We start from the raw sequence: 13,928 nt of genomic DNA, 5'->3' as shown, positions 1-13,928 counted from the left end.
TTATTGGCTTCCGAAATTCAAAATGTCGTATTGTGGATTTATTTAAATTTGTTTGGAGTCGTATTTCTTTTTATAGTAGTTCTTATTTTATTTCTAATTAATAGAAGAAAGTACAAAAAGAAACGCCATTCTGAGTCACGCTTCTAAGCGTAAAGTCAGAATCTGATCAATTGGAGTTTTTTTAACTTAATAAACAGATCAGCATACTTAAACTGCGATCAGCATAGGCTAATTGTTCCTTCCTTACTAATGACAATTTATTTTTTTACCTCTAAATAGTTTTTTAAACTGTTCGTAATAAATCGATCCCAAGTAGTAGAACATACTTCATAGCAATCAATATTTGGAGTGAGTCCAACTTGATTGAAATTAATTAAACTTTTTCCGTTAAGATCTTCTATTTCCCAATGTAATACGTGACCGATCCATTCTTTATTAAAATCAGGTTCACCATCAATACATTTCCAAACTAATTCCTGATTGGGAGTGTATTCTATAATTTTAAAAGTCCACCAATAATCATTTTCAAATTGAATAGTAAATTGACCACCCGCTTTAAATTCAGAATTACTTATTTTCCCCCACCATGAATGAAGCCCTTCGTTTAAAGCACAAAACACTTGTTTAGAGCTAACGTTTACCTTTAACTGCTTTTTGTAGTTCTTAATATGGCGGTCAATTTGTTTTATATTACTAGACATCTTTTGAATTGTTTAAATAATTCTCCAAATCTTGTAGCGAATTATCCCAGAATTGTGAATAAAATTCCACCCATTTACTAACTTCCTTTAATGGTTTAGCATTGGCATTGCAAAAACGTTCACGTCCGTGTGTGTTAATATGTACCAGACCAGCTTCTTCTAAAGTTTTTATATGTTTAGTTATACCTTGTCTGCTAATATCAAACTGACTGGATATTTGTGTAATCGATAAGGCTGAGGTTGCAATAACCAAGGCGTGAAAAATATCACGCCTTGTTGGGTCTGCAATAGCTTTAAATAGTTTTGTTATTTTATCCTGCATTAACCAATTGTTTTAAGTAATCTGTTAATCCATTTATACAGTTATCCCAACCACCGTTAAAACTTTCAAACATTTTTACAGCAGTTTCGCCTTCGTAATTTGAAATTCCAGAATGTTCCAGATATAATTTGGTACCGTTTTCGGTAGCCTCTAACTCCCAGGTAACTGTAGTTTCTACTTTCATTTCTGCAACTATCCAGGTGTAAACTAATTTGTATGGATTAGATTCTTTTACTTCTCCACTAATGGTAGTGCAACCTTTTTCGTTGGGTTCTGAAGTAAACGTATATTGATACCCTTTTTCGGCTTTAAAATCTGCTTGAATAAACCAAGCAGATATTTCTTCAGCTTTAGAAATAGCATTCCATACTTTATCTATGGAGTGTTTAAATATCTTTTCTTTTTTAATAACATCATTCATAATAAGTTCGATTTTTAATTAATATGCAACTTTATGGTTGCTAAACTAAAATAAATATTTTAAATACGCAACTTTTTGGTTGCTTAAAATGATTTTAATTCTAATAATAAATTTAAAATAATGTAAATCAGGTTATTGGGATTTTTTGAATATCACATTTTATAATAAAATAAATTTAGATAACGACGAATTTTCATTAAGTGTAGAAACATTTTTAAAAATATAATAGTGCTGAACAATATTGATATAGATAAAACAAATTGTTAGATTGTAAGCTTTCGTAAATATTTTGACTAATTTTGCGATATTAATAATAAAATACGAACTTAAAACATAAATATTATGGCATTAGAAATAACAGATGCAACGTTTGAAGAAACTGTATTAAAAAGTGAAAAACCTGTATTGGTTGACTTTTGGGCTGCATGGTGTGGACCTTGTAGAATGGTTGGACCAATTATAGAGGAAATTAGTGGAGAATATGACGGTAAAGCTGTTGTTGGAAAAGTAGATGTAGATGCCAATCAAGAGTTTGCCGCAAAATATGGTGTGCGTAACATACCTACTGTTTTGGTTTTTAAAAACGGAGAGGTTGTTGGAAGACAAGTTGGGGTAGCACCAAAAAATGCTTATACTGAAGCTATAGATTCACTTTTATAGTCAATCTCATTAAAAAGAAAATTGAAAAGGTTTGTCATTATGGCAAACCTTTTTTTATTTTAGATGAAACGAAAATTAACAAATTTAAAAAGTACTTTTACAAAATGCTTTTTAAAATTTTTAATAAGAGAGCGAAGCGGTTCTGTTCGTTCTCAATTTTATTATTAATTTTAAAAAATTAATAAAATAAGAACGAGCAAAAAATTAAAAACAGATATGAGTAAACAAATAAAAGTACAAGATGCCATTGATAGTAAACTAATAGAAGAACGTAAAGTGTTTTTGTGGGGACAAGTTGATGATGATTCTGCCAAACACGTTATAGATCGGTTAATGTATTTAGATGCATTAGAAACTAAAGATATTCATTTATATATTAATAGTCCTGGAGGTTATGTAACGTCTGGTTTTGCTATTTACGATTGTATAAAATCTTTAAAAAGTGAAGTGTCAACAATTTGTACAGGATTCGCAGCTTCAATGGGCTCTTTAATATTATCTGCAGGAGAAAAAGGTAAACGTTTTATTCAACCACATGCACGTGTTATGATTCACCAACCAAGTGGTGGTGCACGTGGGCAAGCAAGCGATATAGAAATTACAGCTAAAGAAATTATAATTACTAAAGAGTTAAGTGCGCAAATACTAGCAGATAATTGTGGGCAAACTTTTGATAAAATAATGAAGGATTTTAATCGTGACCATTGGATGGGAGCAGATGAATCTGTTTCTTATGGTATTGTTGATGCAGTTTTATAATGTTGTTTGGTAATTAAAAGAAATAGATAAAAAGTTTGCATTATAGTAAACCTTTTCTCGTTTTAATCAGCCGTTTTTATGAAGAATTTTTTATACTTTTTGTGTTTCTTAATTATGTTTTCTTGTGAAACCAAACAAAGAGAAAGCATCCTTTTGTCTGAAGGCATTTCTTTAGATTTATCAACGTATAGAAAAACACAAGTTGAAGATGTTGTCTATAATTTAAAATTTAATATTCCTTTAAAAAAAGAAGATTCAATAGCCTCAGAGTTAAAGTTGAATTTAAAAGTTAAAGATTTAGAATATCCATTGTATTTAGATTTTAATGAAAAAAAGTCTTTTATTAAAAACGTGATTGTAAATGGAAAAGCTATTGATGTTAATCATGAACAAGAACATCTTATTATTTCTGAAACGTATTTAAAACTAGGTGATAATACTATAGATATATCGTTTATAGCAGGTGAATTATCACTTAATAGAAACGATGATTATTTATACACGTTATTAGTACCAGATAGAGCGAGTACATTATTTCCTTGTTTTGATCAACCAGATATAAAAGCCAATTATATGCTAGATATTACAGCCCCAAAATCGTGGGAAGTATTATGTGGCTCTAAATTAAACTATAAAGAGGATAAACAGGATTATACAAGGTATGTGTTTCATGAATCAGATAAAATGAGCACATATTTATTTTCTTTTGTAGCTGGTGTATTTAATAGAACAACACAAAATTTGGGTTTGTTTGATACGAAACTACTTTACAGAGAAAATAATGAAGCTAAAATAAAAGCTAGCATTGATGAGATTTTTAAGCTTCATCAAGAATCTGTTAATTTTTTAGAAGACTATACACAAAAAGAGTTTCCGTTTCAAAAAATGGATTATGCTAGTATTCCAGGATTTCAATATGGAGGTATGGAGCACGTTGGAGCTGTTCAATATAGGGAATCATCACTTTTTTTAGATGAAAGTGCTACTTTAAATCAGAAATTAAATAGAGGAAAACTAATAGCTCACGAAACATCACATATGTGGTTTGGTAATTTGGTTACCATGAAGTGGTTTAATGATGTTTGGTTAAAAGAAGTATTCGCGAATTTTATGGCAGATAAAATTGCAAATCCAGCGTTTCCAGATATTAACCATACGTTGGAGTTTATGTCCGATCATTACCCAAGTGCTTATAGTGAAGATAGAACTAGAGGAGCTACTCCAATCCGTCAAAATTTAGATAATTTAAAAAACGCAGGGACACTTTATGGTAATATTATATATCATAAAGCACCTATAATGATGAGGCAATTAGAAGCCGCTATTGGTGAAGATAATTTTAAAAAGGGTTTACGCAATTATATTCAAAAATTCGCCAATAGTAATGCTGATTGGAATGATTTGATTGATTTATTATGTGCAGAGACTAACATTGATTTAAAACAATGGAGTCGCGTTTGGGTAACACAACCGGGAAGACCTATTGTAATGGATAGTATTACTTATAAGGATAATAAAATTAAAACCTTTGAAATTTACCAAAAAGCTGAAGATGGGAGTGATAATATTTGGCCACAAACCTTTAATATAGGTTTAATATACCAAGATACAACACTTGTAAAAACGGTACGTTTAAAAAATAAAAGAATACAGTTAAAAGAGGTTATAGGGATGCAAAAACCTAAAACTATAGTTTATAATTATGATGCTTTTGGTTATGGTATTTTTCCTATTGATGTTGAAAATTTGAAAATACTTCCAGATATTAAAAATGATGAGGCTAGAGGGTATGCATATATTAATTTGTACGAAAACATGCTTGAGGGTGCAGTACCTCCCACAAAGGCTTTTAACTTGCTTTTAGAAGGTATTGAGAGTGAAACAGAAGAGCAAATAGTTAACCTTATTTCAAGAGAACTATCTTCGATTTTTTGGAATTACCTTACGGTTCAAGAGCGCTTCGAAGCACAACAACATATGGAGTTATTATTGCGACATATTTTAAATAAAGATTTAGATTCTGGAATAAAGAAAACACTTTTTAATTTATATAAAGGTATTGCTTATTCTATAAATGGAAAGTTGTTCTTGTATGATGTGTGGACTAAGAAAATAAAGATTAAAGGATTAAACCTAAATGAAAATGATTTTACAAGTATTGCTTCGGTATTGGCAATTTATAATCATGCAAAGGCAGATGAGATCCTTGAAGTGGCTAAAACACAAATAACGAATCCAGATACTAAAAAACGATTTGAATATTTACTACCATCATTATCAAATGACGAAAAGGTTAGGGATGATTTCATGAATTCTTTTCTTAAAGCAGATAATAGAACAAAAGAGTCTTGGGTGCTAAGTGCTTTGGGTAATATACACCATCCATTACGTCAAAAATCGGCAGAAAAACATTTACAGGCATGTTTAAATGCGTTAGAAGACATACAGTTAACAGGAGATATCTTTTTCCCTAAAAATTGGCTAAATAATACTATAGGAAGATATTCATCTAAAAATGCATATCATGTGGTAGAGACATTTTTAGTAGAAAACCCAGATTTTAGCCCCGTGCTAAAGAATAAACTGTTGCAAAGTGTAGACATATTGTATCGTGCTCAAAAAATTAAGTACTCTAATTAATGGATTTGCAAGCAGAATTAAATAAAACAGAAGGTTTTAAAAACCTAGAGCTACTTGCGAAACAAGTCGTAGAAGGCTTCATTGCTGGAATGCATAAAAGTCCGTTTCATGGGTTTTCAGCCGAATTTGCTGAGCATAAGATCTATAATCAAGGAGAGAGTACACGTCATATAGATTGGAAACTATTTGCTAAAACAGATAAGCTTTACACCAAACGTTATGACGATGAAACTAATTTGCGTTGTCATATTATTATAGATAATAGTAGTTCAATGCACTATCCAAAGATGGATTCTTTTTCTATTGATAGTTTAAATAAGATAGGGTTTTCAGTATTAGCTTCGGCATCTTTAATGCATATTTTAAAAAGGCAGCGAGATGCAGTTGGTTTAAGTATATATAGTGACGATTACGATTATTATGCGCCAGAAAAGGGTAGTGAACGTCATCATCAAATGCTATTGAATCATTTGAGTGATGCTGTGATTTCTAAACCTTTAAATAAAGAAACTGAAACGTATAAATATTTACACGAAATTGCTGAAAAGATTCATAGGCGTTCCATGATATTTTTGTTTACCGATATGCTTCAAACATCAGAAGATGAGATGAAATTGTTTGAAGCATTACGTCATTTAAAATACAACAAACACGAAGTCATTCTATTTCATGTATTTGATAAGAAAAAAGAATTAGCTTTTGATTTTGATAATAAACCAAAGCGTTTTATTGATGTTGAAACAGGAGAGTATATTAGTTTATATGCAGATACTGTAAAAGACAACTATAAAAAAACGGTGAGTGATTATTTTGAAACTTTACGATTAAAGTGCGCTCAATATAAAATTAAATATGTTGAAGCAGATGTTAATAAGAATTTCAATAACATCCTGACAACATACATGATAGAGCGTCAAAAGTTTGTATAAGTTCTATAAGGATCCTTTTGAGTAAAGTATTGAAGCTTTCTTTTTTAAAATAAAATTCAAAAAACTTAAAAAAACATTTGAGATATAAAAAAAGGCGTGTATATTTGCAACCGCAATAAAGCAACGGTCTGGTAGTTCAGTTGGTTAGAATGTCGCCCTGTCACGGCGAAGGTCGCGGGTTCGAGTCCCGTCCAGACCGCAAAAAGCTCTCAATAATTTGAGAGCTTTTTTTGTATATAACGATTTAAAATACTGTTTTTCAATATTTTACAAAGATAATTTCTTATTAAATAGATTTGATTTTTTCTTTGTTGTGCCACGTTTGTGCTGCAATTTCTTAAAAAAAATGATTTTTACAATATTTAATTTACTTCATATAAATAATTGTAAAATTTAAATAAATCTTGTCAAGGAAATTTCCGCTAAATTAAAACGAACTTGAAATAAACAAATTAATACTTTGAAGATACAAAATATTAATTTGGTGATTTTTTTATGTAAGTAAGAGACCCATTTAGTGATTGATGTTTTTAAAGAACCAATGAAATAGAAAACATCTTCATCCTCATGCTGAATAATAATTTGATTTACTTGATTAGAAATTACAAGAATTACCCTCGATAGAATGTTTTATCACAATATTTCTCCCAATTTTGTCTGCATTTCTTTTGCTTTATTCTTTACCCATTGAGGTTCGTAATTTCTAGCAACGACCCAAAATTCATTTCCTTCTTCCAAAAAAGTAGCATCTAAACATCCTACTTATTTTGGCTTTTCTTTAAAATGCCAATGAATAGAGTTTTGGGAATTTTCTTCTAGAAAAGGAACCTATATGCGAGATGTATATGTTTAGACTTTTTGTAACATTTTCAATTATATTATGCATTTCTTTTCCAGAGTATTTTCTAGATAAATTCACTTCATATCTGATAGATTTTAATTTTTTGGTTATATTATTCCGTTTAGCAATCCATTTTTTTGCTAAAGTTTATTTTTCTTTTTATGATAAAGCATCACATGAATTGAGTTTTTATGCAATTTCCGTATATCATTATTCGTTTACTATTTCTTTTAGAACAGGATTAAATAAATCAGGTTTTTCAATCATCACAAAATGCCCAGATCCCTTTATTATGTTGATTTCGAATCCTAAAGATATATAGTGGGCTTTATCTGTTTTATTCAAATCGGCATTAATAATATATCTATTAATATTTTTTATAGATAGTTTTTTGAAGTCGTCACTATAGTCCCTTACCCCGAGATTTATCATTGCAGGAATAGCAACTTCTGGAGGAGCATTCGACATGTCGTCGGCTATTTGTGCTACTAATACAGGATCGGCATCAGGTCGAAAAAGTGTAGACACAAAACCTTTGGTTGAATTCACAAAATCGGTTCGAAAAGGGGACACAAGCCCTTCTGCTATTTCATTAGATATGGGCACCAATGGATCTTTCAAATAATCTACACAGACCAATGCATTAATAGGTTTGTCAATTCTTGATGCCACATCTACCACCACCATAGAACCAAGTGAGTGGCCTACCAGGCTAAGCTTTTCAAATTCAATAGCATTAACCACATCTATTACGTCAGAACCATATGATGCTATGGTCCAAGTTGCCCTATTGGTTCCTGATTTACCGTGCCCTCCAAGATCAATAGTTACCACTTTATAATTATTCTCAAAATAATCTATTTGATTTTTCCAATACGTTTGGTCACAAGACCAACCATGGACAAATACTATTGTATGACTTCCTTTACCTTTTACTGTATAGTGAATATCTACATCGCTTATACTGGACTTAACAACAAAGGAGTTCTCTACTTCCATTTCGTCATCTTTACAACCGTATAATAGGCTTGACAAAACAATAATAAACACTAAAAAAAGCCTCTCTAAAAATGATTTTTTCATAATATATTTATTTTGATTATAAATTAAATATTTGAAATACTATTTCAGTTATGTATTCATTTTTTTCAAGGTCTTGTGTTTTGAATTCTACATAACTAAGATGATTGTCTTAAAAACAATCATCTTTTTTGTTTTTCTAAGGGGCTTAACTATTTAACAGCATAATTCATACTCCTTTGCCAAAATTAACATAACAAAACGTGTTACAAATAGGATAAAAATGTAATTACATAGGACTTATTTGAAATTAATTCTAAACGTATCTGGTGGTTGATAGGTGTGTTTTTTAAACAACCGAATAAAATATGAAACATCTTCATACCCTAGCTTCATAGCAATTTGATTTACTTGATTAGTGGTTGCTAATAAAAGCTTTTTGGCTTCAAGAATTACTTGCTCTTGAATCATTTCAGAAGCTGTTTTTCCAAGAGTTTCCTTGGTTATAGAATTTAATTGATATTGGGAAATATTCATCTTTTTAGTATAATATGACACCTTTTTTTGTGTATATATTTGTGTTTCTAAAAGTTGCTGAAATTCATCAATACGTTGTAGTGAATAAGATGATACAGTAATTAATGAATTTCTCTTTTGAAATCGTGTCAATTCACTGAAAAATATAGTAAGATTTGCTATTACAATTTCTTCAAATCCTTTTTTTTTATTATTAAATTCTTGAAACAAATAAGTTATTGTAGAATACAATCTATTAAATTTTTGCTTTTCTAATTGATAAAAATTTTGTCCGCTGGCCTTTCTTAATAATTCTGATTTGACCTTATCTTTTGATAAATATATCTCTGAATTAAAGTTGATTAAAAAACCTGTACAATCTTTTTCCAATGTGAGTTGATGTACTTGCCCTGGTCTCATAAAATAGATAGTATAATTTTCAACAGGGTAAGAAATAAAGTCAATAAAATGGCTTCCGCTACCATTCTCCAACACTAAAACAAAATAGAAATCATGCTTGTGAAGTTTTTCAACCATTGGTGCTCCGTTAAGCATTTTTGCAACACTCTGAATACCCATAAAATCTGAAAAAAATAATCTTTCTTTGGGCTCTTTAATCCTTTTTACAGGTATTTTATTCTTCATTTGTATTTCACTTTTTATTTCAAAAAAATGTTGAAAGAATCTTTAACAGATTATCATCTAGCTTCATTTGAAGCTAGATGATTTTTTGGACTAAAGGTTGGGTCAAATTACTTTAAAATATCCGTTTTGGTGTTTTTTTTACAGTGAATTTATTCCATACTCTCTTACAGTGTTCTTTTATCGAAACACCCGATTCTTGTATACTTTAATGATTTGTTATTCGCTTAATCTCCTTTTTTCATATCCTAAACTTACAATTACTTCCTATTTTAACTGTAGTTTTTAGGAATATTTAACTAGAATTAGGAGCTCCATTATTTTGTACAAACTATTACTTTCATCTCATATTTATTGAGCAATAGTTTTTTAACGAGATTCCATTTCCAAACAATCTAAACATTCATGATTGTTTTTTCATTTTTTATACGGTTAAAAATCCATTGGTATTGATCAATGGAGTACTTACCACCTCCAAAAAAACATTGTTATTTTTGTTAGACTATGCAACAACATATCAAGACCGAATATCATTTGTGCAATGAGAATAGCTATCTTCTCGATTTTAGGATTTTTTAATTCAACAAAAAGGATTCTGTGTAAGCTCCAAAATTGGTATCTCCATTATCTCCAAACACAGCATCTCCAATCTTGAAAGAAGATACATTTTGCCCCACAGCTTCCACTACTGTTTTTCTTTGGTTTTAACAATCCTAGCCATAATCTAATTAAAAACGGTTAGCCTTAACATGGGCAACATTGGCATAGTTTACCGATGAGCATATCACTTTTACCAAAACTTCATTAGCTTTCGGTTTTGGTCTTGGGGCTTGAGTAATTCTGATATTGCTTAAGCCTCCATATTTTATTATTGTGGCTGCTTTCATCTTATTTTTTTCTACATCCATAGACAATATTTTATCCAAAAAAAGTCATTTACGTTTGAGGTTAAAAATTCTTAACAAATAGACTAGTACTTTGAACTCTAAAAAAGCCATAACATATTGTTAAATTTATTGAGGTTTATATTGTTTTAGCCCAATACAAATTATATATTTGCAACTCGAAAGTTATTTTGACATTATAGAAATCATATAAAAGCTCACAAACCGTCAACAATTGTCACGTTTTTATATGGTTTAAAAATATAAGGTTTGGATTCTGTCCAGACCGCAAAAATTGCAAAAAAGAAAGTTCTGAGAAATTAGGGCTTTTTTTGGCAATAAAAAGAAGTTGTGTTGTTCTCGAAGTTAATTCGGGATGTAGTAATACCAAAGTAAATTTGGTATTCCAATGAGAAGCTTTCCTTTTCCGATGTATCGGAATTGGGATGCTTTTTTGTTTTATAACCTTTTTATCTTAAAAAAAGGTGTCCTTTTGGACATGATCTGGAGTTACTTGTACAATAGTAGATATTAAGATTTTATAACATCAAATTCGAAGTTTAGAAACATTCGCCCTATAGTTGTATCTGGAGAGGGATACAAAGTTTTATTATGGTTAGGTGATGGTCATTGGAATACGTTTGTTAGATTATAAGGTAAATGAAAAGGGTTTGCGCTAAAACGGCCTTAAAATATTTGCATACCGATTAAAAGGCTTAAGGTTGGGAAAGTTTAAATGCCTAATATATCCTGTATTTAAGAGGGTAATGTTTTATGTTTAGATAGGTCTAATTTATCATTACTACCAACTATTTTTTACCGCATTTCCCTGTCACTAAAAATATTCAAAATCGATAAGCATTTTAACGTTTTTTATATAAACCAACCAACATTAAAATACTTAAATCTACAATTTTATTTTTAGCTCATTACCATTGTAATTAACACTTAAGGGTTTTTCCAGAGTGGTAGATATACCAGACTTTTCTGAAATTTTAAATATATTAAAAGTTCTTTCATGTGGCATTCCATTAAATCCGCCATTTAAGGCACCTATTGTAAGAGTTTTATCTTTAGCAGTGTATGTTAACGGTATCTGCGAAAATTTCCCTTCCTTATAATTATAGTTGTCGTTCTCGTCTTCATATATGGTAAAAGTTGCATCTTCATCACCGTAAATCATCAAGTCCAATATATCATTATTTTTTTCACTAGCATATTGTATTGCTTCACCCATCGGAAGTATAGAACCAGCTTTTACAAATAGTGGAATAGTTTCAATAGGCGCATTAGCTTCTATAGTTTGCCCACCATTATATGATTCGTTGGTCCAAAAGTTGAACCATTTTGTTCCTTTAGGTAAGTAAACGGCTCTTTTAATGGCTCCAGCTTCCAAAACTGGGCAAACAAGAATATCATCACCAAACATAAATTGATCACTTATTTCATGTACTTTTTCATCTGCCATAAAATCAAATGCTAAGGCTCTCATCATTGTATACCCTTCTGCAGATACCTTATGAGATAAGGTATATATGTAGGGTAGTAACCTATAACGAAGATTTATATAATCGGTTAGAATTTTTTCTTTGTCAGCACCATAAGACCATATTTCGTTTTCACCACTTCTTGTATCAGAAGGAACTCTACGCCCATGTGCTCTAAAAAAAGGTGTAAATGTTCCATACTGAAACCATCTTGTAAATACTTCTTGATATTTCGGGTCTTTGGGGTCTCCACCCAAATAACCACCTATATCCGTATTCCAGTAAGGGATGCCTGTCATGCAAAAATTTAAACCTGTTGGAACTTGTTCTCTAAGTGTCTTAAAATCAGTACCAATATCACCAGACCATACAATACTCCCAAATTTTTGTTGGCCCAAGAATGCAGAACGTGTTAGGATTACAATCCTATTCTTCGCACTTTGTATTTGCCTCTCATATATGTTTTTCATATCAAAATAAGAGTAAAGATTTAAGCGCTTTGCAATTGGCCCCATATAAGATTGGGCTTTTTCAAGCCTATCAACGTCTCCTGCTTCTGTAGAATCGTACCAAATGGCATCAACACCTTTGTCCAAGTAGTTTTTTTTAACCAAGTCATAGTATAGTTGTCCTGCTTTAGGATTAAAAGCGTCATGTATTGTTCCGAAATTTCCCATATCTAAATCTAGTAAGAAGTTGTCTTTCTTAAAAAGTTTCCAATTTTCCGTAGATGGGTGAAAAGATGGCCAAACAGAAACTATAAGTTTACAATTGTAGTTTTCATGCAGTTCGTTAATCATGCCTTCGGCATCCGGAAAATCAGTTTCATCAAATATCATTGATCCAAAACCACGATCACCCCAATGCAAGTAATCTAGAATGATAGCATCCAAAGGGATACCCTTTTTTCTTTGCTTTTTTACCACCCCCATGAGTTCTTCCCTATCTTTATATCTATTCCTGCTCTGTATATATCCTAATGCCCATTTTGGGAGCATTGGCACCTCTCCTGTGAGCATCCTTAGATTGGCAATAATGTTATCAAAACGATTACCCTTAACAAAATAGTACTGAATCTTATCGCCAACTTCAGATGAGATGTAAGACGTATCTCCACTATCATTAAAAATCGTACGCGAATAGTTGTCCCAATAAATACCGTAGCCTTTCGTAGAAAGGATAACAGGAACAGATACTTTCGTGTTTTCTTGTATCAATTCAATCTTTTTACTCCTTAGGCTAAGGCTGTTTTGATTATGTTGTCCTAAACCATAAAGAACCTCGTTCTTTGTCCAATTAAAATTTTGTTTAATTCGATTTTGATTGCCAATAATATCATTAGTGTAAGGACTTATTTCCTTACCAGATTCAGTTAATAACAAACTTCCGTCCAAATCTGCATAACTAATAGTACCGTTAAGGAGATTCAACTTTACAATAAGACTGTCTGTTGTAATCTCAACAGAATCTTCGTTTTCGGAAATATCAAAGGCAACTTCTTTTTCTAAAAATTCAGAGGCAATTAAGCTAGGAACATACAATATTGAGTCGGTTTTTGCTGTAGCAACTTTAACTATGGTGGGCGATAGTACCGAGATTTTGATTTTGGTATCTACCTTATCGTTAGAGTTTGTGATTTCAGCAATTACTCCATTATTGGTTTTGGTGATTTTGGAAGTATTACAGCTAAAAAATAAGAGTGAAATCAGTATGGTAGTTATTGTTTTTTGTATTTTTTTATAATTCATTGGATAAACTTTAAATTGTGGCTTAGGTAATTCCTATAAATAGGCAAAAGAAGCATGTTGATTGTGATACACTTCTTAAAATTAATTCAAATATTCAACTAAAATAATTTCAATATCATTATTACTAAATTGTAAGTAAATAACGAAGTTTCTTATTTATAGTATACTTAAAAAACATTCCCCCCCTACTGCAAGTAAACTTTTTTTGAAACCTATATATAGTAGATTTTCCTGAGATTTTGTTTTTGGAGTAAGTTAATTTAAATAGTCAAAGTAATGAGTGGTAACTGATCATCTCAATGTTTTTATATGGTGTAAATAAATATTAATTATATTATCAAATGTAGTATTTATTTAG

At 30.7% G+C, this 13,928-nt stretch carries 11 protein-coding genes and 1 tRNA gene; 5 read left to right on the top strand and 7 right to left on the bottom strand.

The features are described 5' to 3' along the window. Nucleotides 1-257: 257 nt before the first annotated feature. Genes EM932_RS08865 through EM932_RS08855 form a run of 3 tightly spaced genes read right to left on the bottom strand, consistent with a single transcriptional unit; the run spans nt 258 to nt 1,444 of the window. Entirely contained in the window at nt 258-701 is a 444-nt protein-coding gene (locus EM932_RS08865; protein WP_135876831.1) for an SRPBCC family protein, read from the bottom strand. Next, nucleotides 694-1,023, bottom strand: a complete 330-nt coding sequence (locus EM932_RS08860; protein WP_135876830.1) for an ArsR/SmtB family transcription factor — start codon at nt 1,021-1,023, stop codon at nt 694-696. The genes EM932_RS08865 and EM932_RS08860 overlap by 8 nt, the downstream gene beginning before the upstream one ends. Beyond that, a complete protein-coding gene (locus EM932_RS08855; RefSeq protein ID WP_135876829.1) occupies nt 1,013-1,444 on the bottom strand; it encodes an SRPBCC family protein in 432 nt (143 codons plus the stop codon). The genes EM932_RS08860 and EM932_RS08855 overlap by 11 nt, the downstream gene beginning before the upstream one ends. 342 nt (nt 1,445-1,786) lie before the next feature. On the opposite strand from EM932_RS08855, the gene trxA reads away from it, so the two are divergent. The 5 genes from trxA to EM932_RS08830 all read left to right on the top strand — a co-directional run bounded on the left by trxA (nt 1,787) and on the right by EM932_RS08830 (nt 6,631). Continuing rightward, nucleotides 1,787-2,104 (top strand): thioredoxin, encoded by a 318-nt coding sequence (trxA, locus tag EM932_RS08850; protein ID WP_135876828.1) that lies wholly within the window; start codon nt 1,787-1,789, stop codon nt 2,102-2,104. A 216-nt stretch (nt 2,105-2,320) separates the two neighbouring features. After that, nucleotides 2,321-2,863, top strand: coding sequence for a ClpP family protease (locus EM932_RS08845; protein WP_135876827.1), 543 nt, complete (start codon nt 2,321-2,323; stop codon nt 2,861-2,863). A gap of 114 nt (nt 2,864-2,977) precedes the next feature. Further along, nucleotides 2,978-5,503 (top strand): M1 family metallopeptidase, encoded by a 2,526-nt coding sequence (locus tag EM932_RS08840; protein WP_246040982.1) that lies wholly within the window; start codon nt 2,978-2,980, stop codon nt 5,501-5,503. Continuing rightward, a complete protein-coding gene (locus tag EM932_RS08835) occupies nt 5,503-6,432 on the top strand; it encodes a DUF58 domain-containing protein (RefSeq protein WP_135876825.1) in 930 nt (309 codons plus the stop codon). Before EM932_RS08840 ends, EM932_RS08835 begins: the two co-directional genes overlap by 1 nt. A gap of 125 nt (nt 6,433-6,557) precedes the next feature. Further along, nucleotides 6,558-6,631 (top strand) — tRNA-Asp (locus tag EM932_RS08830). Between the two features lie 852 nt (nt 6,632-7,483). Here the strand turns inward: EM932_RS08830 and EM932_RS08825 are convergent. The 4 genes from EM932_RS08825 to EM932_RS08810 all read right to left on the bottom strand — a co-directional run bounded on the left by EM932_RS08825 (nt 7,484) and on the right by EM932_RS08810 (nt 13,570). After that, nucleotides 7,484-8,356, bottom strand: a complete 873-nt coding sequence (locus EM932_RS08825; protein ID WP_135876824.1) for an alpha/beta fold hydrolase — start codon at nt 8,354-8,356, stop codon at nt 7,484-7,486. 237 nt (nt 8,357-8,593) lie between these two features. Further along, nucleotides 8,594-9,454 (bottom strand): helix-turn-helix transcriptional regulator, encoded by an 861-nt coding sequence (locus EM932_RS08820; protein WP_135876823.1) that lies wholly within the window; start codon nt 9,452-9,454, stop codon nt 8,594-8,596. 725 nt (nt 9,455-10,179) lie between these two features. Continuing rightward, nucleotides 10,180-10,377: a hypothetical protein gene (locus tag EM932_RS08815; RefSeq protein ID WP_145988296.1), complete on the bottom strand. Its 198-nt coding sequence runs from the start codon at nt 10,375-10,377 to the stop codon at nt 10,180-10,182. Nucleotides 10,378-11,242: 865 nt separating this feature from the next. Continuing rightward, nucleotides 11,243-13,570, bottom strand: a complete 2,328-nt coding sequence (locus EM932_RS08810) for a glycoside hydrolase family 31 protein (RefSeq protein ID WP_135876821.1) — start codon at nt 13,568-13,570, stop codon at nt 11,243-11,245. Nucleotides 13,571-13,928: the final 358 nt, after the last annotated feature.

Source organism: Flavivirga rizhaonensis, from assembly GCF_004791695.1.
GTDB classification, from domain to species: domain Bacteria; phylum Bacteroidota; class Bacteroidia; order Flavobacteriales; family Flavobacteriaceae; genus Flavivirga; species Flavivirga rizhaonensis.
This window is presented reverse-complemented; position numbering and strand designations above follow the sequence as displayed.